At 63.3% G+C, this 24,019-nt stretch carries 23 protein-coding genes and 2 pseudogenes; 12 read left to right on the forward strand and 13 right to left on the reverse strand.

Features of this window, described 5'->3' with window-relative positions; translation table 11 throughout:
- Positions 1-14 precede the first annotated feature (14 nt).
- Genes PQR02_RS03685 through PQR02_RS03695 form a run of 3 tightly spaced genes read left to right on the forward strand, consistent with a single transcriptional unit; the run spans position 15 to position 2,715 of the window.
- Positions 15-671, forward strand: a complete 657-nt coding sequence (locus tag PQR02_RS03685; protein ID WP_408225607.1) for an amino acid ABC transporter permease — start codon at positions 15-17, stop codon at positions 669-671.
- Complete coding sequence (locus tag PQR02_RS03690) at positions 668-1,414, forward strand: amino acid ABC transporter ATP-binding protein (RefSeq protein WP_408225610.1); 747 nt, start codon at positions 668-670, stop codon at positions 1,412-1,414. The genes PQR02_RS03685 and PQR02_RS03690 overlap by 4 nt, the downstream gene beginning before the upstream one ends.
- Before the next feature lie 8 nt (positions 1,415-1,422).
- Positions 1,423-2,715 carry an NAD(P)/FAD-dependent oxidoreductase gene (locus tag PQR02_RS03695; RefSeq protein WP_408225613.1) on the forward strand — a complete coding sequence of 431 codons (1,293 nt, stop codon included), beginning with the start codon at positions 1,423-1,425 and terminating at the stop codon, positions 2,713-2,715.
- A gap of 817 nt (positions 2,716-3,532) precedes the next feature.
- Here PQR02_RS03695 and PQR02_RS03700 read toward each other — a convergent pair.
- Positions 3,533-3,745, reverse strand: a pseudogene (locus PQR02_RS03700) (IS110 family RNA-guided transposase); the annotation flags it as partial.
- Between PQR02_RS03700 and PQR02_RS03705 the strand changes: the two are divergent.
- The 5 genes and pseudogenes from PQR02_RS03705 to PQR02_RS03725 all read left to right on the forward strand — a co-directional run.
- Entirely contained in the window at positions 3,745-4,308 is a 564-nt protein-coding gene (locus PQR02_RS03705) for a tyrosine-type recombinase/integrase (RefSeq protein WP_408225616.1), read from the forward strand. The pseudogene PQR02_RS03700 and the gene PQR02_RS03705 sit on opposite strands and share 1 nt — an antisense overlap.
- An 86-nt stretch (positions 4,309-4,394) precedes the next feature.
- Complete coding sequence (locus PQR02_RS03710) at positions 4,395-4,643, forward strand: AbrB/MazE/SpoVT family DNA-binding domain-containing protein (RefSeq protein ID WP_408225619.1); 249 nt, start codon at positions 4,395-4,397, stop codon at positions 4,641-4,643.
- Entirely contained in the window at positions 4,637-4,957 is a 321-nt protein-coding gene (locus PQR02_RS03715) for a type II toxin-antitoxin system PemK/MazF family toxin (protein ID WP_408225622.1), read from the forward strand. The genes PQR02_RS03710 and PQR02_RS03715 overlap by 7 nt, the downstream gene beginning before the upstream one ends.
- 11 nt (positions 4,958-4,968) lie before the next feature.
- A complete protein-coding gene (locus tag PQR02_RS03720; protein ID WP_408225625.1) occupies positions 4,969-5,196 on the forward strand; it encodes a hypothetical protein in 228 nt (75 codons plus the stop codon).
- A pseudogene (locus tag PQR02_RS03725) lies at positions 5,172-5,561 on the forward strand (MFS transporter); the annotation flags it as partial. The gene PQR02_RS03720 and the pseudogene PQR02_RS03725, both read left to right, overlap by 25 nt.
- A 55-nt stretch (positions 5,562-5,616) precedes the next feature.
- Here the strand turns inward: PQR02_RS03725 and PQR02_RS03730 are convergent.
- Positions 5,617-7,983, reverse strand: a complete 2,367-nt coding sequence (locus PQR02_RS03730; RefSeq protein WP_408225628.1) for a DNA polymerase II — start codon at positions 7,981-7,983, stop codon at positions 5,617-5,619.
- Between the two features lie 215 nt (positions 7,984-8,198).
- Between PQR02_RS03730 and PQR02_RS03735 the strand changes: the two genes are divergently transcribed.
- Positions 8,199-8,624, forward strand: a complete 426-nt coding sequence (locus PQR02_RS03735) for a PRC-barrel domain-containing protein (protein WP_408225631.1) — start codon at positions 8,199-8,201, stop codon at positions 8,622-8,624.
- Between the two features lie 171 nt (positions 8,625-8,795).
- Here PQR02_RS03735 and PQR02_RS03740 read toward each other — a convergent pair whose 3' ends face one another.
- The 7 genes from PQR02_RS03740 to PQR02_RS03770 form a co-directional block, all read right to left on the reverse strand.
- The gene (locus tag PQR02_RS03740; RefSeq protein WP_408225634.1) at positions 8,796-9,806 is read right to left on the reverse strand and encodes a DUF2891 domain-containing protein; all 1,011 of its coding nucleotides are present in this window, start codon (positions 9,804-9,806) and stop codon (positions 8,796-8,798) included.
- Between the two features lie 285 nt (positions 9,807-10,091).
- On the reverse strand, positions 10,092-11,531 hold the full coding sequence (locus tag PQR02_RS03745; protein ID WP_408225637.1) for an aspartate aminotransferase family protein: 1,440 nt from the start codon (positions 11,529-11,531) through the stop codon (positions 10,092-10,094).
- A 70-nt stretch (positions 11,532-11,601) separates the two neighbouring features.
- On the reverse strand, positions 11,602-12,936 hold the full coding sequence (locus PQR02_RS03750) for a glutamine synthetase family protein (RefSeq protein ID WP_408225640.1): 1,335 nt from the start codon (positions 12,934-12,936) through the stop codon (positions 11,602-11,604).
- A gap of 34 nt (positions 12,937-12,970) precedes the next feature.
- Entirely contained in the window at positions 12,971-13,774 is an 804-nt protein-coding gene (locus tag PQR02_RS03755) for a gamma-glutamyl-gamma-aminobutyrate hydrolase family protein (RefSeq protein WP_408225643.1), read from the reverse strand.
- 340 nt (positions 13,775-14,114) lie between these two features.
- Positions 14,115-14,336, reverse strand: coding sequence for a hypothetical protein (locus PQR02_RS03760; protein WP_408225646.1), 222 nt, complete (start codon positions 14,334-14,336; stop codon positions 14,115-14,117).
- A gap of 381 nt (positions 14,337-14,717) precedes the next feature.
- Positions 14,718-15,746, reverse strand: a complete 1,029-nt coding sequence (locus tag PQR02_RS03765; RefSeq protein WP_408225649.1) for a VTT domain-containing protein — start codon at positions 15,744-15,746, stop codon at positions 14,718-14,720.
- Positions 15,747-16,084: 338 nt separating this feature from the next.
- Positions 16,085-16,501: a cupin domain-containing protein gene (locus PQR02_RS03770; RefSeq protein WP_408225652.1), complete on the reverse strand. Its 417-nt coding sequence runs from the start codon at positions 16,499-16,501 to the stop codon at positions 16,085-16,087.
- Positions 16,502-16,750: 249 nt separating this feature from the next.
- Here PQR02_RS03770 and PQR02_RS03775 point away from each other — a divergent pair, with 249 nt between their 5' ends.
- Positions 16,751-17,353: a peroxidase-related enzyme gene (locus PQR02_RS03775; RefSeq protein WP_408225655.1), complete on the forward strand. Its 603-nt coding sequence runs from the start codon at positions 16,751-16,753 to the stop codon at positions 17,351-17,353.
- A gap of 50 nt (positions 17,354-17,403) precedes the next feature.
- On the opposite strand, the gene PQR02_RS03780 is transcribed toward PQR02_RS03775, so the two are convergent.
- Entirely contained in the window at positions 17,404-18,654 is a 1,251-nt protein-coding gene (locus PQR02_RS03780; RefSeq protein WP_408225658.1) for an MFS transporter, read from the reverse strand.
- 109 nt (positions 18,655-18,763) lie between these two features.
- Positions 18,764-19,702 (reverse strand): LysR substrate-binding domain-containing protein, encoded by a 939-nt coding sequence (locus PQR02_RS03785; RefSeq protein WP_408225661.1) that lies wholly within the window; start codon positions 19,700-19,702, stop codon positions 18,764-18,766.
- 258 nt (positions 19,703-19,960) lie between these two features.
- Between PQR02_RS03785 and PQR02_RS03790 the strand changes: the two genes are divergently transcribed.
- Positions 19,961-20,701, forward strand: coding sequence for a DUF899 family protein (locus PQR02_RS03790; RefSeq protein ID WP_408225664.1), 741 nt, complete (start codon positions 19,961-19,963; stop codon positions 20,699-20,701).
- A 68-nt stretch (positions 20,702-20,769) separates the two neighbouring features.
- Here the strand turns inward: PQR02_RS03790 and PQR02_RS03795 are convergent, their stop codons facing one another.
- Together PQR02_RS03795 and PQR02_RS03800 are read right to left on the reverse strand one after the other, a co-directional pair.
- Complete coding sequence (locus tag PQR02_RS03795) at positions 20,770-22,743, reverse strand: putative bifunctional diguanylate cyclase/phosphodiesterase (RefSeq protein WP_408225667.1); 1,974 nt, start codon at positions 22,741-22,743, stop codon at positions 20,770-20,772.
- 184 nt (positions 22,744-22,927) lie between these two features.
- Positions 22,928-23,326 (reverse strand): hypothetical protein, encoded by a 399-nt coding sequence (locus tag PQR02_RS03800; protein WP_408225670.1) that lies wholly within the window; start codon positions 23,324-23,326, stop codon positions 22,928-22,930.
- 351 nt (positions 23,327-23,677) lie between these two features.
- Here PQR02_RS03800 and PQR02_RS03805 point away from each other — a divergent pair, with 351 nt between their 5' ends.
- Positions 23,678-23,956, forward strand: a complete 279-nt coding sequence (locus PQR02_RS03805; protein WP_006049832.1) for an HU family DNA-binding protein — start codon at positions 23,678-23,680, stop codon at positions 23,954-23,956.
- Positions 23,957-24,019: the final 63 nt, after the last annotated feature.

The following is a 24,019-nucleotide window of genomic DNA, read 5'->3' on the forward strand; positions in this document are numbered from 1 at the left end:
AGGGACTGCCCGCCATGTTCTTCCAGAACGCCGTCGAATTCTTGCCGATCCTGCTGAAAGGCGCGCTCGTCACGATCGAGATCACCTTCTGCTCGTTCATTCTCAGCACGGCGCTCGGCCTGGTGCTCGCGCTGATGCGCGTGTCCGGCAACCGCATCGTGTCGAACGCCGCTGCCACTTTTATCAACGTGATTCGCGGACTGCCCATCATCGTTCAGCTGTTTTACATCTACTTCGTGCTGCCCGATCTCGGCGTCCAGTTGTCGGCGTTCCAGGCCGGCTTCATCGGACTAGGCATCGCATACTCGGTGTATCAGGCGGAGAACTTCCGCGCGGGCATCCAGGCGATCGATCACGGGCAGATCGAAGCAGCACAGTCCATCGGCATGCGCGGCGCGATGATCATGCGGCGCGTGGTCTTGCCGCAAGCGTTCAGGATCGCACTGCCGCCATACGGCAATACGCTCGTGATGATGCTCAAGGACTCGTCGCTCGCCTCGACGATCACGGTCGCGGAAATGACGCGTGCCGGGCAGCTCATCGCGTCATCGACGTTTCAGAACATGACGGTATTCACGCTGGTCGCGCTGCTTTATCTTGCCCTCAGCCTGCCGCTCGTCTATGGATTGCGGCGGCTCGAACGCCGCCTCGGACAGAAGGGAAAACGATGATCAAGGTCGACTCGATTCACAAGCGCTTTCACGATCAGCACGTGCTGAAGGGCGTCAGTCTGAACGTCGAACGCGGCCAGGTCGTGTGTCTGATCGGTCCATCGGGCTCAGGCAAATCCACACTTCTGCGCTGCATCAACGGACTGGAGCGGCATGACGCCGGCGTGATCACCGTCGAGGGCTGCGCCGTCGACGCGAAATCGAGACAGATCCACGAACTGCGTTCGCAGGTCGGCATGGTGTTCCAGCGCTTCAATCTGTTTCCACATCGAACCGCGCTGGAAAACGTGTTTGAAGGTCCGGTGTTCGTCAAGAAGGAAGCGCGTGCACGGGCACGCGAGCGGGCGCGGCATCTGCTCGACAAGGTCGGTCTCGCGCACCGGATGGACGCTTACCCGGCCCAAATGTCGGGCGGACAGCAGCAGCGTGTGGCGATTGCCCGCGCACTGGCCATGGAACCAAAAGCGATCCTCTTCGACGAGCCTACCTCGGCACTTGACCCGGAACTGGTCGGCGAAGTGCTGGGCGTCATGCGCCAGCTTGCCGACGACGGCATGACCATGATCGTCGTGACACATGAGATGAGCTTCGCGCGCGAAGTGGCCGACCGTGTGTGTTTTCTTCATGACGGCACGATCCATGAGGAAGGGTCCGCCGCCGATCTGTTCGAACGTCCGCGCAATCCTCGCACCCGCGAGTTTCTCGGCAAGATGCCTGCGCTTACCGAAGCCCCCCGGATTTGAATACCATCATGAGCCTGGTTGAAGTTGCAAAGCCGTTGCCTCCCTCTCTCTGGGCGGCGACGGCGGAACCCGCCGTCGCTACGCCGCCGCTCGATGGTTCCGTCACGGTGGACGTTGCGATCGTCGGCGCCGGTTACACGGGTTTGTCGACGGCCTTGCATCTGGCGGAACAGGGCGTACGGGTCTGCGTGATCGACGCCAACGAGCCCGGTTGGGGTGCGTCCGGCCGTAATGGCGGTCAGGTGATTCCTGGTCTGAAATATGATCCCGATGAACTCATTCGACGCTACGGCCCAATCGATGGCGATGCGCTGGTGCAAATGGCGGGCGGTGCCGCGGATGCGGTTTTCGACCTGATCGAGCGCCACGGGATTCGGTGCAATGCGATGCGCGCCGGCTGGATTCAGCCTACCCATTCGAGCAAGCTGCTCGGCACGCTTCACGCCCGGGCTCGGCAGTGGGAAGCGCGCGGCGCGCCGCTTGAACTGCTCGACCGTACGCAGATATCGAGGCGGCTAGGCACGGACGCATTCGTTGGCGGCTGGGTCGACCTGCGTGCGGGCAGCGTGCATCCATTGAGCTACGCGCGCGGCCTCGCGCGCGCGGCGCAATCGGCAGGCGCGGCGATCCACAGCGGAACCCGTGCCGCGAGCGCCGAGCACGGCCCGAAAGGATGGCGAATTCGCACGGCGCATGGTCCGGTCATCGATTCGAAACAAATCCTGCTGGCAACCAACGGTTATACCGATGGCCTTTGGCCGCGCCTCGCCCAATCAGTGATCGCCGCGAATAGCTTCATCGTCGCAACCAGGCCGCTGCGCGAAGAGGTTGGCGCAACGATCCTTCCCGGTGGCGAAGTGGCTTCCGATTCACGGCGCCTGCTGCTCTATTTTCGCAAGGATGCGCATGGGCGTCTGCTGATGGGCGGGCGTGGACCCTTTCGCGAGCCACGCAGCGCCGCGGATTGGGTGCATCTCGAGCGTGCCGCCCAGTTGATGTTTCCACAACTGAAGGACATCGAGTACGAATACCGATGGGCTGGTCGCATCGCCATCACACGCAATTTTTTGCCACACGTGCATGTGCCGGCAGAAGGCCTGACTATCGCTCTTGGTTACAACGGACGCGGCATCGCGATGGCGACGACGTTAGGAAAGCATCTGGCCGCTTTGATCGGCGGGACGACACGCGGCTTACCGCTTCCACCCACGTCGATCGAGCCGATTCCGTTTCACGCGTTGCAGCGGTTCTATATCAGTGCGGGAGTGGCGTGGTACAGACTGCTCGACGCGCTGTCATGAGCGCGCTCCGACTGATCGGCGCGCCGACGCGCGTCGTTTGCTGACAATCGAACTGCTGAGAACTGGCGGGCGATGCCGGCGCCTGCCGTGCTTGCTGAGCAGAGACGACGGTGCATGCTAGAGCCCCATGTCGATTGTTGCCGTGGCGGCGATGATGCGCTCTGCGCTTGCCAGGCCCAGCTTATTGCCGTCGACGTGCCGGAGGGGCCTGCAACGCTTGGAGACCGGTGCGTTTCAACAAAGCGTGATGCCAGGGCAGGTCACTCTGTTGTTCCAGCGCCGAACCCGCGATGCCGTTTATCCCGCAGCGCCGAAGTGAGTCGACTTCGATCAGAGACCTTGCGCGGAAGCGCCCGTTCGCTTCATGGTACAACCGGACCGCTTGCGAACTACCGCAACGAATGAAGGCCCAATGAGCAGCTGCGCTTGGGAACGACCGCTTCTTCTATGGGGACTTGTTTGTCAAGCCATTTTGATCACGTGAAGGGCTTGGACTTCATGGCGGCACCTGTATGTTCTGCTGAGCGGGTGAAGCGTTAGCACGACATGGCCGATCCCATCGTGATCCGAGGTCGGGGTGTAACGAGCGTTCGAGCCAGTGCCCGAACGAACTTCTATCCGTGCAGGGCGCGAACACCCTGCACCTCATGCAGCATGCGAGCAAGGCACACTGGCAAACCCCAGTTATGGGCGCGCCCCATCTGTTACCACGGTCACGGGGTTGCCGTGACCCGCGGTCGTTGCGGGCGCGTCGACCTTTGATCATGATGATGCGTTGCATACCAAGCCGTGCATGAGCACCGTTCTGCTCAGAACTTCAGGCAGCCGCCGGCTTAAGCGAGGCCCCGGCCGGGATCTCACCGTGCTCGAGGTAGCGCCACAGTGCGATGGCTAGGCGCCGCGCCAACGCCACGATGCCGACCCGCCGCATGCGCTTGCCGCTGCCCGCAAAGCGCTGGTTAAACCACCGGGTCAAGAGGCTCTCTGGCTGCAGGGTCAGCCAGCGCCAGGCCAGTTCGACCAGCATCGATGCGTGTCACAGAAATCGCCCGCATTGAAATCCGCGACGTGCTTGCCAGATCGGGGACGAGGCGCGAAGAAGTCAGTTTGCGAGGCTCGATCACGAAGGGTTGCCGTCCTCGATGTATCTACCTGTCGCATGAGCGCAGCATTGATGCGTTCGACCGCTATATCGAATGGCGCTACCAACGCGGTGCGGGCGCTGCCTTGGACCGCAGGGAGTATCGCGGCCTCATGCCCCACACCCGACTAATCCTCACGCAGAAGGGCGGCGCATTCGAGTTGAGCGTTAAGCGGCGGGTCAACTTTGATGGTGAGACCGTCGAATACCTCGCGGCCGACAGCCTTCAAAGTTATGTTACCGGCCTGTACCGTGCCGCTGGTCTCGGTGCGGGGCACAGCAGCCACAGCGGGCGCAGGACGTTCGCAAGCCGTCTGGTAGCTCAGGACCACTCGCTGGACACGGTGCAGTTGCTGCTCGGTCATTCACACCCAGACCATGTGGCCCCGTATCTTGAAGTCACCGAGAGCGATATGAAAGCGGCACTTGCCGCGATCCACGATGGCCTGTAGGCAATAGTGACATGCAGCGGCCAACGTAATAACATTGTGTTGACGTGATACGCACAACGGCATAACATTGTACTTACGGTGAATTTATGAAAACGACGATTCGCAGGATGGGTAATTCGCAGGGCGTGCTGATTCCGAAGCCCGTCCTCGCTCAGTTGGGCTTGGAGAACGAAGTGGAAATGGAAGTCGAAAACGACGCGATTGTGCTCCGTCGCCCTCGTCATAAAGCCCGCGAGGGTTGGGCTGAGGCGAGCAAGGCACTCACTGAGGCCGGTGATGACGGTTTGGTGATGGGCGAGTTTGGCAACGCCGACGATGCGGAGCTTGCATGGTAGTGCGCGGGGAAGTCTGGCTCGTCGCGCTCGATCCGACATTGGGTAGCGAGATTCAGAAGACGCGGCCCTGTGTAGTCATATCCCCGCCTGAAATGCACGACCATCTGCGAACGGTCATCGTTGCGCCGATGACGTCCAAGGGACGCCCAGCACCCTTCCGCATATCAGTGACTTTCAAGCGGAAACAGGGGGTGATTTTGCTGGACCAGATTCGCGCGGTAGACAAGGTGCGGCTGGTAAAGAAAGAAGGCGCGCTTGCCGATAAAACGATGTTGGACACCCTGCGTACCTTGCAGGAAGTGTTCGCGGAATAGGAAAACAAAAAATGGCAACGATTCTGATAAAACCGGTCAGCACGACGACTCGCGGCAAGAACGCGGCGGAGCTGACTGGTATCGAGGCAAGCGGGAGTGTCACGATTGCTGGGGCGGTAACGTCGGGAGGCGGTGCAATAAACGTGGAATGGGATGTCGATGGAAACTGCATCAATCACCATGACCGGTTCAATCTTGACACGGACGCGGACTCGACCGCTTCGAGCGCAAGACGGTGATCGTGGCGATGGCCGGCGTGAACATCGTCTGCGGGCTGTGGTTCAGCCAGGCGTCGGGCGCGGTGTTGCTGGTGAGTCTCGGCGTATGTCTGACGCTGGCGGGCAATATCATTTCGTACAGCTATCACGCGTACCAGACCGAACTCTTTCCGACCGGCATTCGTGCGCGCGCGGTGGGTTTCGTTTATTCGTGGAGCCGGTTTTCGGCTATTTTTACGGCCTTTCTGATTGCTGCCGTGTTGAAGCAATTCGGCACGACCGGCGTATTCGTGTTTATCGCGGGCGCGATGCTGATCGTGATGCTGGCGATTGGCTTGATGGGGCCGCGCACCAAAGGCCTGGAGCTGGAGAAGATTTCGAAGTAGGCGTGCTGGCAGCCGTGGTTGATCGATTGGCATCAGCCCCGATGCTAGCGCCGCGTCAGAACAACTGCCTCTGCCCCGACATCAGCGTCGTGAAGTCATCGCGCAGCAGCGGCAGGATCGCATCGGCGACGGGCTGCAATTGCCGCGTCAGATAGTGTTCGTAGTCGATCGCCGAGCGCAGCGTCTCCAGCGGCTCGGGACCGGCGACCGTCATCACGTAGCTGATCCAGCCGCCGTTCTGGTATTGCAGCGGGCGTCCCTGGGCCCGGTTGAACTCGTCCGCGACGCGCGCCGCGCGCACGTGGGGCGGCACGTTGCGCTCATAATCGCCGAGTGGCCGGCGCAGGCGCTTGCGATATACGAGCTGATCGTCGAGCTTGCCTTCGAGCGTGTCGCGCACATAGTCGCGCACGTAGTCCTGATACGGCTGCTGCCTGAAAATGCGCCCATATAGCGCCTGCTGGAACTGCTGCGCGAGCGGTGTCCAGTCCGTGCGCACCGTTTCGAGTCCTTTGTAGACGATCTCCTCGCCGCCGTCCGGCAACACGGTGAGTCCCGCGTAGCGTTTCTTGCTGCCTTCCTCGGCGCCGCGAATCGTCGGCATGAAAAAGCGCCGGTAGTGCCGCTCGAATTGCAATTCGAGCGCGCTGTCGAGCCCGAAGCGTGTTTGCAGGTTTTGCTGCCACCACGCGTTGATACGCTCGACCAGCGCGCGGCCGATGCGCGCGGCTTCTTCTTCGCTGTGCGCATGTTTCAGCCACACGAAGGTGGAGTCGGTGTCGCCGTAGATGACTTCGTAACCGTCTGCCTGAATCAGCTCGCGCGTGGTGTGCATGATTTCGTGGCCGCGCATCGTGATCGACGATGCGAGACGCGGGTCGAAAAAGCGGCAACCGGTGGAACCGAGCACGCCGTAAAAGGCGTTCATGATGATTTTCAGCGCTTGCGAAAGCGGCTTGTCGTGTTCGCGTTTGGCCGCCTCGCGGCCTTGCCATACCTGCGCGACGATCGACGGCAGACAATGGCGCGTGCGTGAGAAGCGGGCGCCGAGAAAGCCCGGCACCGACTGGTCGTCGGCGGGGTTCAGCATGCCTTCTACGAGACCCACGGGGTCGATCAGAAACGTGCGGATGATCGACGGATACAGGCTCTTGTAGTCGAGCACGAGCACCGAATCGTACAGTCCGGGGCGCGAATCCATCACGAAGCCGCCGGGGCTCGCGGCGCCGGCGACATCGCCGAGATTGGGCGCGACGAAGCCCTGCCGATGCATGCGCGGCATATACAGGTGCGTGAACGCCGCGACCGATCCGCCGCTGCGATCCGCGGGCAAGCCGGTCACGGTGGCGCGCTCCAGCAGGAACGGCAGCAGCTCCGTCTTCGCGAAGATGCGCGTGACCAGCTCGCAATCCATCAGGTTGTACTGCGCGAGCGCGGGCTTGTCCTCGTCGAAGCGGCGCTGGATTTCATCCATGCGCTGATACGGATTGTCGATCGACTTGCCAACGCCGAGCACCGAGCGCGCCACGTGTTCGAGACTGAACGACGGGAAACTCCAGGTCGCGGAGCGCAGCGCCTCGATGCCGTCGATGATCAAACGCCCGGCGGCGCCCGCAAAGAAGTGATTGCGCGTGAGACCGTGCTCGCGCCACTCCATCACCGCACCGCCGCGCCCGAGCCGCAGCGGCACGCGATATTGCTCGGCATGCTGCTGCAGCACGCGCAGATCGAACTGCACCAGATTCCAGCCGATGATCGCGTCGGGGTCGTGCCGCTCCATCCACAGGTTCAGTTTTTCGAGCAACTGTGCACGGGTCTCGCAGTATTCGAGGTCGAAGTCGAGTGCGCTCGCGTCGCCGTTCGGCGGGCCGAGCATGTACACCTGGCGCTGTCCGCAGCCTTCGAGTGCAATCGAATAAAGTTCGGCGTGCGCGCTGGTTTCGAGGTCGAGCGAGACCAGCTTCAACGGCGGGCGATAGCCGGTGGCGGGCTTCAACTCGCCGTTCAACAGCGGCCCGCTGTGCTGCGGCTCGCCGCCGAACCACACCGGCGCGGTGATGAAGCGCTCCATCATGTAGCGCTCAGGGGGGAAGATGTCGGCTTCGTAGACGTCGACGCCGCCTTGCTTCAGACGTTTTTCGAAGCCCGTCAGTTGCCGGTATTGCGGGCAGTAAAGCCCCATCACCGGCCGATGCTGGAAGTCTCGCAGATCGAGCGGGCGCAGATCGAGCGGCGCCTCGCGGCGCAGGATCGTTTCGGCACGCTCGCGGTGTTCGGCGGGAATGAACGCCACCGAGGGCTGAGGGCGCAGGCGGAGATGGCGGGGCCCGCTGTCGGTTGCCAGCCAGAAATCGATTTCCGTGCCGGCGGGCGTGTCCCGCCAATGTCGGGTCAAAATGAAACCCTGCTCAAGCTCAGTCAAACTTGCACCCTTGATTTGCACCCTTTGCTTCCACTTTTAGACGACCATCATCGTTCGCGCGATTTTACCGCCGTGCGGTGGCGAGCGGTGGCGATGAGGAAAGCGCCACCCGTCTGGAGTGCAGTCGCGCCGCGCAATCGGTATGATCGCTCTGCAATGATTCCTTCGGCGCTAAGCATGCGCCGTTCAAGTCCATCAACAACGGAGTGAACCCTATGACCTTGGGCAAACTGGTTGTCGTCGTCGCGGTAGCAGCAGCGGCCAGCGCGAGCGCTCAGGCGCAAGTCGCCGGCACGCAACCGCTGAGCGTCACGGTCGAGCAGTCGAATGCGCTGCTAAGCGGCTGGAGTGTGAAGAAGAGCATTCTCAACAAGGCGGTGTACAACGACCAGAACGAGAAGATCGGCACGGTGGTCGATCTCGTGGTCGCGCCGGACGGTTCGCTGTCCGCGGCGATCGTATCCGCAGGTGGCTTCCTCGGCGTGGCGTCGCATGACGTGGCGGTGCCGATCGCCGCGCTCGATATTCGCGGCGGCAATTTCTATCTGGCCGGCGCGACCAAGGCGGCGTTGAAGGCGACGCCGCAGTTCCAGTACAGCAAGGTGCAGGCGTCGCCGAAGCCGAAGAAGACAGCGCAGTAATGCGGCGAGCCGGTTCGTGCACCGGCTTGTTTGCAGGCATCGGCTCTCTTCATTGGGCTGCGGATCAATGAGCGGCGCTGGCGGCGTGAAACGGTTGGTAGCCAGGAACCGTTTCGCGCTGACGGCGCCCCAGCCCCGACCGGCGTTTCACTTCACTTCACTTCACTGTAGTCAGGCCTCCAGCGCGAGCGTCGCGAAGGTGCCCAGCCAGTGCTCCCCCATGTAATCCCCGGCTACATGGGGCAACGCGCTTTGCAGATGCCGCTCGGCCGCATCGAACAACACCTTGCGGCGAATATCGCCGACCGGCAGCGCACGCGCGAGCGAACGCTGACACCATGCGCGGCTCAGATTCAGGCCGTCCAGATGCGCGATCTTGCCGTCGCTGCGGTCGGTCACGATGACCGGCTCGAACAACGTCGCCGGCTTCTTCGCGCCGACATCAGGCAGAAAGCGTCCGAACCAGTCGACGAACTGGGCCGGCGGCAACACGCGCCGCATCAATTCCGCCTCCATCAGCGAAGGCGACAGGAACTCGTCGCCGGCGGGCTCCCACGCCTGACACGCGACGTCGTTCAGAAACCAGCGCTCGGCGGTACTGACGAGCAGCGCTTCGAGCGAGTCGCGCGAAGTCTGCCGCGCGAAATCCAGCGTGAGCGCGAGCGCAAAGGCCATGTTGAAATGCGTGCCCACGCGTAGCGGGTAGGTCGCTTTCGGCAAAAATTCCTCGAAGCGTTCGACGAAGAATGTGGTGAGCGGTGCAAAAGCTTTTGACCAGCGCACCGCTTCGGAGCGCTTTAACGACGTCATTTGCGCGCTGAGTGCCAGCAGCCAGGCCCAGCCATACGGCCGCTCGAAACCACGGTTGTGCGGCAGGTCGAGATACGCGCGTTCGCCGGCCACGTTGGCGTCGGTGAAATGCTCGTCGACCACCGCGACGATGCGCGCCGCTTCGGGCAGGTCGGGAAAACGCTCCAGCAGATGCAGGATCAGCCAGTAGCCGTGCACGCACGAATGCCAGTCGTAGCTGCCGTAGAAGATCGGATGCAGCGCGCGCGGGCCTTGCACGTCCTGCGGCCCGGCGAGCGAGTGCGTCAGCTTGTTCGGATACTCGCGCGTGAGATGAGCGAGCGCGAGATTGGCGAATCGGGAGGCGATTTCGCGAGTGAGTTGAGCGGTCATCGGCGGCTCCTCGGAAGCGGGGATACGGACAAGATGACAGTATGGTGCGGACGATCGCCAATAGTAAAGCGGCCGGTCGTCGTGCGGTGATCGCGCGGTGGGGGTTTTGGGGCTTCGGCGGCGCTGCCGGCATGACGTTGAGGTTTGCGGCTGCGGGCGCGCTCAAAGTGCCGCGCAAGCAGTCGCCGCGATGGCGAAACATGCTGGATAGCTCAAACCGCATGGGAATACCGCTGCGCCTCATCACGGCATCATGTCAGCGCAGCGGCGCCCGGCGAACTGCGCTCACGCAATACCAAGCTGCTGCGCGGTTGTGTCGATCGCGGCTTTGGCCTTCGACACGATCTCGTCGATCTCCCGCTTGCTGATCACGAGCGGCGGCGACAACAGCATCCTGTCGCCGCTGGCGCGCATGATCAGGTTGCCGTTGAAGCACAAGTCACGGCAGATCGTACCGACCTCGCCGCCGTTGGCGAAACGCTTGCGCGCTTTCGGGTCTTCGGCCAGTTGCAGCCCGGCCACCAGACCCGCACCGGAAACCTCGCCGACGATCGGATGATCGGCAAAGGTGTCGCGCAGTTTCTTCTGGAAGTACGGCCCGATATCGTTCTTCACATGCTCGACGATCTTCTCGTCGCGCAGCAGCTTGAGATTGGCGAGCGCGACGGCCGCCGCCACCGGATGGCCGGAGTAGGTGAGCCCGTGGTTGAAGTCGCCATTGCCGATGATCGCCTGGGCGACGCGCTCATGCAGGGCCACCGCGCCCATCGGCACATAGCCGCTCGTCAGGCCCTTCGCGAGCGTGAGCAGATCCGGCTCGAAACCGAAATGCTGATGCGCGAACCATTCGCCGGTGCGGCCGAAGCCGCCGATCACTTCATCGGCGACGAGCAGGATGTCGTACTTGCGGCAGATGCGCTGGATCTCCGGCCAGTACTTCGAAGCCGGGAAAATCACGCCGCCCGCTCCCTGGAAAGGCTCACCGATGAAGGCCGCTACATTGTCCGCGCCGATTTCGAGAATCTTCGCTTCGAGTTGCTGCGCGCGAGCCAGTGCGAATTCTTCCGGTGTCTGATTGCAGGGGGCCTCGCCGAAGAAATACGGCTGGTCGATATGCACGATGTTCTCGACCTTCGACGGCATCTGTTCGTGCATATAACTCATGCCGCCCAGCGTGCCGCCCGCGATCGTCGAACCGTGATATCCGTTCGCGCGCGAGATGACGACCTTCTTCGCGTGCTTGCGTTGAGTCGCCCAGTATTGGTGGACGATGCGCAGCACCGTGTCGTTGCCTTCCGAGCCGCTATTGCAGTAGAAGAAGTGCTTGAACGGTTCAGGCGTCAGCTGCGCGAGCAGCGCCGACAGTTCGATGACCGGCGGGTGCGTGGTCTTGAAGAAGGTGTTGTAGTAGGGGAGTTCCTGCATTTGCCGGTACGCGGCGTCGGCGAGTTCCTTGCGGCCATAGCCGAGGTTCACGCACCACAGCCCCGCCATGCCGTCGATGATCCTGTTGCCTTCCGAGTCCCACAGATACACGCCCTGTGCTTTGACGATCACGCGGCTGCCGCTGCGATTGAGCGAGCCCATATCCGAAAACGGATGGATGTGATGCGCGGCGTCGAGGGTGCGATATTCGGCGGTGCTACGCGCGGCCTTTGCGCTCGCGGCGGGGTGCGCCGATTGCACCGGTTGGACGCATGCGGCTTCTTCTGTTCTGTAGTTCATACTGCCTCCTGTTTTTGCGTTCGCATTCGCGAATCAGGCCTTGAAACAGGGCCTTTTCTTCAATCCCGCCTCAGACATGCAGCAGCAAATGCCGGCGTTCCCACGAACTGATCACGCGGAAAAACGCCTCGTATTCGGTTTCTTTCAGAGCAAGGTAGGCTTTGACGAACTTGTCGCCTAGGACTTCGGCAATCGGCTCGCATGAGGCCATCAGCGTCATGCCTTCTTCCAGATTGCGCGGCAACTGGTACGGCAACGCGTAGCCGTCACTGAGCAGCGGCTCGGTGGCGTCGAGTTGTTGCGTCATGCCGAGGTAGCCCGCGGCCAGCGTCGCGGCGATCGCCAGATACGGATTGCAGTCCACGCCCGGAATGCGGTTTTCGATGCGGCGCGCGGCAGGGCCCGAATGCGGAATGCGGAAGCCCACCGTGCGGTTGTCGTAACCCCACGCCACGTTGATCGGCGCGGCCATGAAACGCGACAGGCGGCGATACGAGTTGATGTACGGCGCGAAGATCGGCATCAGCGCCGGCGTGTACTTCTGCAAGCCGGCGATGTAGCTCGTGAACAGCGAAGTCGGCTTGCCGTCGGCGCTGGTGAACACGTTGCGGCCGGTTTCTTCATCCACGAGGCTTTGGTGCATGTGCATCGCCGAGCCCGGTTCGCCTTCCATCGGCTTGGCCATGAACGTCGCGTACATCTTGTGGCGCAGCGCCGCTTCGCGCACCGTGCGTTTGAACAGGAACACGCTGTCGGCGAGCTTCAACGGATCGCCGTGCATGAAGTTGATTTCCATCTGCGCGGCGCCCACTTCGTGAATCAGCGTGTCGACTTCCAGTTCCTGCACCTCGCAGTACTCGTAGATGTCCTCGAAGAGCGGATCGAATTCGTTGACGGCTTCGATCGAATACGCCTGGCGGCCGGTTTCGGGGCGACCCGTGCGGCCGATGGGCGGTTGCAGTGGCAGGTCGGGGTCGCGGTTCATGTCGACCAGGTAGAACTCCAGCTCGGGCGCGATAACCGGCTTCCAGCCTTTGGCCTTGTAGAGTTCGAGCACGCGGCGCAACACGCGGCGCGGCGAGATCGCCACCGGCGTGCCGTCGAAGTGGACGCAATCGTGAATCACCTGAGCAGTCGGATCGACGGCCCACGGAATCATCCGAATGGTGCTGGCGTCGGGCACGCACACCATGTCCGGATCGGTCACGCCGGTGAGCGAGCCGTCCGCCGGATAGTCGCCGGTGACGGTCTGGATCATCACCGCCTGCGGCAGGCGCATGGACTCGCCGGACTCGAACTTGCTGCGCGGAATGATCTTGCCGCGCGAGATCCCGGCCATATCCGGAATGATCGCTTCGATTTCGGTGACGTGGTGCTTCTTCAGAAATTCGTCGATGTCATGCATGATTTGTTCTCTCTGTTTTGGTGCGCGCAAAGGCTCAGGCATGCGTCGCGGACAACGCCGCTCCATAGCCGGCCTTCGTGCGCATCCGCTCGCGGCAGGCATCGCCGAACGCGCGAAAGATCGCGGTGGAGAGCGCGTCGTCCGCATGCTTCCACTCCGGGTGCCACTGCACACCCAGTGCGAAGGCGCGCGCGTCGTTCACGCTCACCGCTTCGATTAGCCCGTCCGGCGCAACGGCTTCGGCCGTGAGGCCAACGCCGAGCCGCTCGATGCCCTGGCCGTGCAAGGAATTCACGCGCGCTTCGTTCGGTCCGCCCGCAGGTGCTGCAATGAGCCGCTGCAACAAGCCCCCTGCGGTGAGCCTGATCGAATGCGATGGTGCGTATTGCACGTCCAGGTCGTCTTCCTCGTTCTCACGATGGTCGTTCAGACCCGCCACCGCGTGGACGCTTTGATGCAAGGTCCCGCCGAAAGCCACGTTCATTTCCTGCAAGCCCCGACATACCGCCAGCACCGGCACACCGGCGGCAAGCGCCGCGCGCATGAGCGGCAGCGTCGTGGCGTCGCGTGCGGCGTCGTGCAGCGTGCCCGGCGCGCCAGGATTGCCGCCGTAGTGGTGCGGTTCAACGTTCGAATAGCTGCCGGTGAACAGCAGGCCGTCGAGCGTCGCCAACACGTCGTCGATGGACTGACGCTCGCCGAGCGCGGGCAGCAGCATGGCCAGCGCGTGCGAGCCGTCCACGATCGCGGTGATGTATTTCTCACCGACCCCGTGCGACGCGTGGGCTCCGAGCATCGTTCTGTCGGCGCTGATGCCGACCAAAGGTTTGTTTCGCATAACGAATAGACGTGTGCATGCCTCGCGGGACGCGACATGGAAAGTGTTAAGCACGGCGCGCCATGAATGCGTAGCCGCGCAAGAAACGCGGGGACGCCGGAGTCGTGCAGGCGGCCGTCGTCAATGGAGGACGCGCCGCGCGTGCTAAGGGAACGGGCTATTCGATTTCATCCGCGGCATTGCGCCACGCATCTGCGGTGCACGAAACACACGAGGCGCACGAGGTGCACAGGCGGCACAGCACCGCGCAGCCGCGAACGCGCGGCTAAGAAGCGGGTGCTGAGGCCAACGCCAACGCCTGACCAAGCGAACGAATCGAACGGCGAAAAGGTGGGAGGCGCTACGGCAGCAGCGAAGCGACTTCGTCTGTGCGCACCGCGATGAACGCGCGCGCGGAAGTGGCGTTGTGACGTCGAACTGAACGGCGGGACAGGATCGGGAAGACGGACAGGAAGCGGCGGAACGCAAGGCTGCCGCTGCTGCCGTCGGCGATGGCGCTGTCAGCGCGAAGACCACTCGCGCGACTGCGATTCCATCTCACCAAAGGGCCTCGGACTCTCACGATTACACTCGACTGGCGACGTAGAAAACATTGAACGGCTAATTCGAAATCCGCACGGGGCGTTTAACGAAACAGGCCGCCGGGATGATCGTCATGAACTGCGCGAACTGATTTCGCTGCCCCACGAAACATTCAGCGACGCCCGCGCGACGACTGCCTGATAGCCAGCATATACGAGCCAATAAGGCAGTCAATCCCTTTCGGAAAAGATTGATCGGGACTTTCCCGATAGTGTCTGGAAACGAGCGCTCATTTCGAATGAGCATCCGTGTGTCTATATTTAGGAATGCTTTACTGGATTTATCTGACGACGCAATCGGTGATGCGCGTGGAATACTCAAAACGCTTGTTGTGCCGCCCGGTCCACCATCGTCGCGTGAATCAATGCGGCGACTTCGCCAGTCTCGCGCGCACGGTGTATTCGCCTTCGCCGCCTTTATCCTCGATCAGATGCGCCATCGCGGTATTGAAGTCGGGCGGCAAGGGTTCCACCGGATAGCCGCGTTTCTCCCAAGCGTCGAGTCCACCCTTGAGCGCGCGGACATGGTGAATATTCTTGCGATGCAACTGGTTGACGATGCGCTTGGCGGTCGCTTCGTTGGGACACACGCAATAGACGACGATCGGCCGCTTCAGCAACTCGGGATGGATCGGGTCGGGTGAGTCGAGATCCAGCGGCCGGGCGTCGGCGATCCGGTGCGATTCCTTCGCGCGCACGCAGGGTGGACGCGCATCGAGGATCAGCGGCGGATTGTTGGACTTCATCATGGCGTCGAGCTGATCCGGCTCGATGCGCATATGCGCGAGCCAGCGGCGAAACTGCAAGCGGCGCACCCAACGATACAGCAGCGCCGCCGCGAAGATCGCCGCGAACGCATCGAAAATCGTGCAGCCGTTTTGTCGCACGAGGAGCACCAGTTGCACGATCTGGTCGTGCAAGGCGGCGCCGCCGATCACCCACACGCTGGCCCACAACGTGGCGCCGACCAGATCCCACCATAGAAACACGCCGACGCTGATCGCCGTCGTGCCGAGCAAAGGCGCGGAGATCAGGCCGAGGCCGGGCAAAAACTTGGCGACGGTGAGAATCGGCGCGCCGTAGCGTTCATAGGTATTGCGTGCGACGCGCACGGTGGTGTCCAGCGACAGCGAGAAGCGCACCAGATAGTTCAAAAGGCGCCGGCCGTATGCGCGTCCGGTGAAGAACCATAGCGAGTCGGCGATCAGCGTCGCGCCGACCGCGGCGAATACGACGTTGAGATACGAGGTCTGTCCCATGGCGGCCATGGCTCCGCCGAGGATCAACATCGGCGCGGCCGGGATCGGCACGCCGAGCTGAGTGACGAGCACGCTCATGAAAACGGCCCATACGCCCAGCGAGGGTGGAATAGCAACCGGAAAATGCCACACGACCGCGCTCCTGAGATGCAGTAGAAGTCAATGAAATCGGAAATGAAATCGCCCGCGTTTGACAGGCGTGTGGCGAACGCGCCGTCCGTTCCGCTTCCGGACGACAGCGGCGGCAGGTCGGCGGAAACAGTGCACGCCTCGCCACGGAAAGCGGATTTAAGCACAAGTGGCGAAAGGACGCAGCGCCAAGGGCCACACGGACGGGATTTATGCAGAATTGTGGGGCGATGGGCTAGCGAGGGCCACGGCCCGGCCCGGCGTTCGCCTGTGGGCGGCGCCGGACGGGGGACCAGACCGGCGAACCGCGCAGACAAACGGCGGCGATGCACCATGTCAGATCAGGCGTCCGCCGCCGGATCATACGGCACCACACGTTCGTGCTCGTCCGCATGGTTGCGCGCCACGATCGCTCGGGCGGCGGTAGTGGCGTCGAGATTGAACGGCTGATGCGGCACGCCCGGGGGAATGAACAGGAAGTCGCCCGCTTCGGTAATGACCGACTCGCGCAGACCTGGCCCATAGCGGGTTTCGATTCTGCCTTCGAGCTGGTAGATCGCGGTTTCGTAGTCGGCGTGAAAGTGAGGCTCGGCATGGCCGCCGGGCGGCACCACCACCATGTACATGGACAAACCCGTGCTGCCCGCCGTGCCCGCGGAAATGCCGACAAAGTAGGGCAGCCGCTGGGCCGTCGCCATCTCCCGGTCGGGGCGCACCTTGACGACGGGCGCCCGCGCGTCGCGCAAAACGTCTGACATAGTCGCTCCTGCGATGACTGCGATGACTGCGATGACTGCGATGCTCGCCGCCGCTGCAATCCGGTTTGCACCGCTCGCCGCAATCCGGCTCAAGCTCCCTGAACCGAAAGTCTAGACGATACAGGAGCCGATATCGGCCTTTGTCGAGCGTAACGGCCGCGGGCGGCTCGCCGCAGGTACGCCTCACGGCGTATTAGCCCCGTTGCTACAATCGTCGTCATGCTCATACAGATATAACGGAGACACCCCATGGCACATCCTCAGCCGATCAGCCGCTATCCCGTGCCGGAGCCGGGCGAATGGCCGGACGACATCCGCGCCCGCATCCTGGAGGTGCAGGAGAAAGCCGGCTTCGTTCCGAACGTGTTTCTGACTCTGGCGCATCGCCCTCACGAATTCCGCGCGTTCTTCGCGTATCACGACGCGTTGATGCTGAAGGAAGGCGGCCTCACCAAAGGCGAGCGCGAGATGATCGTGGTCGCCACGAGCGCGGTGAACGAGTGTCTGTATTGCGTGGTCGCGCACGGCGCGATTCTGCGCATCTACGAGAAGGCGCCGCTGCTTGCCGATCAGGTCGCCGTCAATCATCGCAAGGCCGATCTCACGGCGCGCCAGAAGGCGATGCTCGACTTCGCGCTGAAGGTCTGCCGCGCGTCGGGCACGGTCGGCGAGTCCGATTTTCAGACGCTGCGCGAGCACGGCTTCAGCGACGAAGACATCTGGGACATCGCGGCGATCACCGCATTTTTCGGCTTGTCGAACCGCATGGCCAACGTCATTTCGATGCGGCCGAACGACGAGTTCTTTTTGATGGGACGTGTGCCGAAGGCGCCCGACGCGCCGCGCAAATAGCCGCGAGCAAGCGGGTTTGGCGCGCTGTGGGCTCACGCTCAAGCTCGCGCTCACGCACCGGCCGGTTCGGCGCGAAGCGCGGGCGGATTCACGGCGGTGTCGTCGATCGGGAAATGCAGCATCGCGGCGATCAATCCCGTGACCACCGTCGCTTCCCACAGCAGCGCATAGGAGCCGGTCAGATCGAACGCGAGGCCGCCCAGCCACGCACCGAGAAACGAGCCGATCTGATGGCTCAGAAAGCACACGCCGAACAGGCTGCCCAGGTGGCGCGTGCCGAACACTTTCGCGACCAGTCCGCTCGTGAGCGGAACGGTGCCGAGCCAGGTCAGGCCCATCACGGCCGCGAAAATCACCACTGACGCGGCGCTTTTGGGCAGCAGGAAGAACGCGCCGATCGTCACGCTGCGAATCAGATACAGCCAGCCGAGCACATGATGCTGCCGGAACCGGCCGCCCAGCCAGCCGCATGCCCAACTGCCCGCCATGTTGAACAGGCCGATCAGCGCGAGCGCGGTGGCGCCGAGTCCGACCGGCATATGGCAGAGCGACAGATACTCGGGCAGATGCGTCGCGATGAACGCCAGCTGGAAACCGCACGTGAAGAAACCGAGCGTCAGCAGCCGGTAGCCGCGATGCCGGATCGCCAGAGCGAGCACTTCGCGAAGCGGCGCGGCGGCCGGCTCGTGGCTGGGTGTGCCGACGCTCGCGCGCCGGTCGAGCACGATGCCGAGCGGCGCGATCAGCAGCATCAGGAACGCGAGGGCGAAGAGCGATGCGGCGACGCCCGAGCTCAACCGGATGCCTTGCACGAGCGGAATCATCAACACCTGCCCGGCCGAGCCGCCGGCGCTCACGAGCCCCATCGCCATGCTGCGCTGTTGCGGCGTCGCGATCCGGCCGACTGCCGGCTGCACGACGCCGAACGTCGTGCAGCTCACGCCGATGCCGACCAGCACTCCCATGCCGACGATCAGCAGCGCGCCGTTCGGCGCCACCGCCGCAAGTCCGAGGCCGGCCGCGAAGGTCGTCGCGCCGAACGCGACCACCGGCGCCGAGCCGTAGCGGTCCGCGGCTGCGCCCGCGAACGGCTGCGCGAAACCCCACACGAGGTTGTGCAGCGCGATCGCGAACGCGATCAGCGTGACCGGCAAGCCGCGGTCGAACGAGAACGGTCCGATGAAAAGCCCGAAGGTTTGGCGGATGCCCATCGCGGCGCTCAGAATCAGCGCGCCGGCGACGATCACGAGCGTGGTCGGATTGAAGACGGTGGCGAAGCGTCTGCTGTTGGCGGTCGACATGGATCTGATCTCCTTCGACGCCATGGTCGCAGCGAGCGCGCAACGCGGCAAAGGAAAAGATTTCGACGACAGGTGAGCGCGGCTCACCTGTGCGCGCCCCGCACGCGCTTCAGTTCGACGCGCTGCGCGAGCCGGATTCCGTGGCCGCGGATCGCAGGTCGAACGGTTCGGCCTCGCTCACGAGCCAGCGTTTGAAATCGAACAGTTCCGGCCGGCGGTCCGTGCTTTCCGCGCTTACCAGCCAATACGCGGTGGTCGAGGCGACCGTCGTGGAACTCGCTTCGACGAGCGCGCCGCTCGCCAGATCGCTATCGACCAGCGGCCTTCTGCCGAGCGCGACGCCGAGGCCCATGCAAGCCGCTTCGAACGCGAGCTGGATCGTGTCGACGCGCAAGCCGCCGGCGGTTTCGATGCCGTCGGCGCCGGTCGCGTCGAGCCAGGTTTGCCAGTCCTCGCTCGCGGCGTTCACGTGAATCAGCGTCGCGTGCCGTAGTTCGATTTGGCCGTGCGCGCCGCGCAAGTTCTCCAGATAAGCGGGACTGCAGACCGGCACGAGCCGTTCGTCGAACAGGCGCGTCCAGGCCGTGCCGGCCACCGGCGCCCGGCTCAGGCGAATCGCGAAATCGAAGCCGGCGACCGGAAAACCGACCTGGCGATGCGACGTGTCGACGCTCACGTTCAGCTTCGGCCAGCGCGCGCGAAAACCGGCGAGGCGCGGCAGCAGCCAGCGTGACGCGAAGGTCGGCGCGCAGCTCAGCGCGATCGGGCGATCCGCCCGATGGTTCGGCAGCCGCTGCGTGCCGATGGCGATCAGTGAAAACGCCTCGGCAACGTAGGACAGGTAATCCGCGCCCGTCGCCGTCAGCGAGATGCCGCGCGGTTCGCGCACGAACAGTTCGACGCCGAGCGCCTGTTCCAGACCGACGATGCCGTGACTGACCGCGCTCGGCGTGACGTTCAACTCGGCGGCGGCAAGCTTGAAACTCTGATGCCTGCCGGCCGCTTCGAAGAAACGAAGGGCGGGCAGAGGTGGCAGACGAAGCGGCATGGTGCATCCCCATGAACGGCGCGCGGTGCGCCAGACGGCGGTTCTGGCGCGTTGGGCGCGCCTGGCTGTTTCGGGAAAGGATACCGCGCTGGACGGTTGAGGTTGCCGTTAGGGTTTTTTGCCGTGCGGGTGAGGCGGCGTTCGAACATGTCGGAAATTTTTTGCCATCGCCGTCGATTTGCGTTGCCCCCATTCGTCGTGGCTATATGGAGGGCGACCACTTGCCCTCTACCCCTTTCCCGCACAAGGAGACGGCCGATGACTGAAGCAACTCCATTCGCATCCACATCCACCCCGACCCTGAAGCCGGCCCGGCAGCTGGCCGACTTGCCGCCGCGCTTTCCCGGCGAGAGCGCCGAGTACCGCCGCGCGCGCAACGAGCTGCTGGCCGAGGAAATCGAATTGCGCCGCCATATCGAACGGGTCGCCGAGGAGCCCCGCGCGTTGCCGCCCGGCGGCCTCGTGCCCGAGGACTATCGCTTCGAAGGCGAGGCGGGCCCGGTGACGCTGTCGGAGATGTTCGGCACGCACGATACGCTCGTCACCTACAACTGGATGTTCGGCCCGCAGCGCGCCCGGCCCTGTCCGATGTGCACGTCGCTGCTGAGCGCCTACGACGGTGAAATGCCCGACATCCTGCAGCGTGTGGCGTTCGCGGTGATCGGCCGCGCCCCAATCGAAAAGCTCGTCGGGTTCGCCAAGGAGCGCGGCTGGCGGCATTTGCGGCTCTACTCGTCGGGCGGCAACACGTTCAACCGCGTTTACGCGGGCGAAGACCCCGCCGGCGACGACCTGCCCGCGCTCAATGTGTTCACGCGTTCCGGGGGCACGGTGCGGCACTTCTACGGCGCGGAGATGGGGGCGTCGACGGCGGACCCGGGCCAGGATCCGCGCGGCGCGCCGGACCTGATGCCGCTGTGGACCGTGCTCGACTTCACGCCGGCCGGACGTGGCCGCGACTGGTATCCGAAGCTGGAGTACCCGGGCACGCCGCGCTGAAGCGGTCGTCGCGCGGCGGCATTCCGGCGGCGGGGCGGCGCGGCGGCCCGAGATGGCGCGCGGCGTGTCTACCGCTGCGCCTCCAGGGCCAAGGCCTGCTCCGACGCCGCCTGCAAATACGCGCCGACGGCGCCGGCGCGCAGGGGCGGGCTGAACAGATAGCCCTGCACGGCGCGCGCACCCAGCCGCTTGACGACCTCGGCTTGCAGCGCCGTTTCGAGCCCCTCCACCACGCATTCGAGCCCGAGATTCCCGCACAGGTCGAGCACCGACTTGACGATCTTCTTCGACGCGCTGTTCGAGTCCACGTCGGTCACGAAGCTGCGGTCGATCTTGATCGTATCGAATGGCAGGCGGTGCACGTAGCTCAGGCTCGAATAACCGGTGCCGAAGTCGTCGAGCGACACGCGGCAGCCGGCTTGCTTGATCATCGTGAGCGAACGGCGGGCCTGTTCGAAATCGCGCGTCACGGCGGTCTCCGTGATTTCGAACGCCACGCGACCCGGCGGCACGCCGCTCGCCGACACGATATCGATCAGACGGCGGGCACGCGCCGAAGTGGAGATATCGATCGCGGACAGGTTGAACGACAGAAACAGATCGCAGGGCCAGCGCGCGGCTTCGTCGAGTGCCTTGCGCAGCAGCACTTCCGTGACGCGCAGAATCAGTTCGGTACGCTCCGCGATGCGAATGAATTCTTCCGGCTTGACCGTGCCGAGCCGCGCGTTATGCCAGCGCCCGAGCGCTTCCAGGCCAATCGGGCGATGCGTGAGCAGATCGTAGATCGGTTGCAGTTCCAGAAACAGCTCCGCCTCGAGGTCGGCATGGCGCAGCTCCTGGGTCAGGAGACTCGAACGGCGGATGCGCGTTTCATGTTCGGTGGAGAAGATCACCGGCGAGCCGCGCCGGCTTTCCTTGCCGAAGTACAGCGCGGCATCGGCGTGTTCGAACACTTGCGCGACCGTGGTGCCGGCTTCGGGAAACGCGGCCCAGCCGATCGTGCCGGACAGCCTGGCGATGTTGCCGCCCACCCGGTACGGCTGGCTGAGCGTCTCGCAGATGCGCTGGCCCACCGCGACCAGCATCTCGTTCGAGCGCTTGTGCTGGACGAGCACGCCGAATTCGTCACCGCCCAGCCGCGCGAAGAACAGACCCGGGTCGGCGAGCGCGAGCAGGCGCAAGCCGACTTCCTGTAGCACGAGATCGCCGCTCGCGTGTCCGTAGAGATCGTTGACCTGTTTGAAGCCGTCGAGATCGATCAGCCCGACATTGAAGCCGGTGCCGGCGGCGAGCGCCTGTTCCGACATCGCGCGCAGCGATGCGAAAAAGCTGCGCCGGTTCGGCAGGTCGGTGAGACTGTCGATGCTGGCGAGCCGGAAGTTCTCGTCACTGAGCCGCTGCGTATGCTGCTGGCTTGCCTGCAGCTCGCGCTGCGCGTGCACCACATCGGCAAAGGTGCGGCAATAAAGCTGGATGATGACGGCCAGAGCGATGCCGACCAGCGTCATGTCGACCGCCATCGCGATGAACACCGGATAGCCCGTGGAAACGAGGAAGCTGGAAAAGCTCAGGATGACGATTGAAAGCAGCAGCAACGCTGCCGCGCGCAGATGCATCAGGCAGAATACGCAGCCCACCAGCGTCGTCGCCATGTAGAACGCGACCTGCGCCTGTTCGAAGTCCGTGCCGTAAGGGAATAGTAGAAGTGACCAAACGCTGAACGCGACGCCGAGAATGCCAGCAAGCCAGATCACCTTGCGCAATTCGGGCACGGCTTTGTCGTGGGTCAGCACACGGTGACGGATGCGCCACCATCGAACGCAACGGATAATGCACAGCGCGCAGAGCGAGGCGGGCACATAGATGGACAACCATGCCGGGGCGCTGCGCAGATGTGTAACCGCGACGGCCATCGTGTTGACGAGCAGGATGAAATAAAGAAGTGGTATCTGACGGCTGAAAGCCTGAACCTGTGAACGCACGAGTTCAGGGTCGCCCTCGGCAACCGATAGTGCTTCCCTCAACTTCGCTAGCCCAACCATTCCCATTCCTTTCACGTTTGCAGGCGCACGTAACCTGATATATCGGCTGCGCATTTTGGACCTTGAGAGGTCCTGAAAGCAAAATAAATGGGGCGCTGGGCAAGCGGTAACTCCGACCGGGCAGTATCAGGCCGGACGTCATTTGTGCGCTGCGTATGGCACAGCTGACGCGCTTTTTACCGATTTAAAGCGCGGGGCACGACAGCACGACTTGCGGCGCAACGGTCGTGCCGGATTCGCCGTTGCCGGCCGGCGTCCCTCGCGGCGGCGTCGACACGAGGCGCACGGTGTTCACGCCCGCATTCGCCAGCACGTATTTTTCCGGGCTATTGTCGGGTTGCCAGTAAGCGCGAAACACCGCGTTGTCGCTGAACACCAGCAGCCTGCCGTGGACCACCTTCGTTGCGCTCACCAGATCGACCGGTTCGCCATCGCGCATTTGAAAGCCTTGGGGCGAATTCGAGCCGGATGGCGCGCCGACCAGTGTCGCGCAGCCTGCATTGTCGTCGGCGAAAGCGGTCAGAGACATTGCGGACACGGCGGCAAACAGCGCAGCTTTTGTTGCAAGACGGCAAAATTTCATTCTTTCACTCCCGCGGAATCCCTGATTTTTATCAGCACTGAACCCGCCCATGCCGAATCCCCGTAACCGAACCTAACATGGGAAGAAAGCCTGCCGAGAGCCGTCGCCCCACCGCTAAACCACTGAAATTGCAACGGATTGTGATGGAACGCAAGCACGGGGAAAACGCCGGAAGCACGTAAGCGCGCGATTCTTAGGGCAGTTTGCGACGAAAAATCGTCGAATCGGCTGTGGGCGGGTGATACAAGCCTTACACCGAAGGTTTGCGCGAATGCGCGCCTATGCGTTAGTGTGTCGGTCCCGGCGCGACAGATGTGGCGCCGGTTCCATGATTACCATACGGGAAGTGCTATGAACAAACAGGAACTGATTGATGCAGTCGCCGCAGCGACCGGCGAAAGCAAAGCGGCCACCGGCCAAACCATCGACGCGATCGTCGAAGCGGTGACCAAGGCCGTGGTGGGTGGCGATACGGTGCAACTGGTCGGTTTCGGTTCTTTCTCGACTGGCGCGCGCGCAGCACGCGTAGGCCGCAATCCGTCGACGGGTGCCGAGATCCAGATCGCGGCTGCCAAGACGGTGAAGTTCACCGCCGGCAAGGCGTTCAAGGAAGCAGTCAACGCGTCGTAATGCAACGCGCTTCGCGCCGGAGCATCCACGTGCGCCGTGAAGCGCGCGGCGAGCCATGCATCG

Origin of the sequence: Paraburkholderia sediminicola (genome assembly GCF_046026895.1) — a bacterium.
Lineage (GTDB): Bacteria > Pseudomonadota > Gammaproteobacteria > Burkholderiales > Burkholderiaceae > Paraburkholderia > Paraburkholderia sediminicola_C.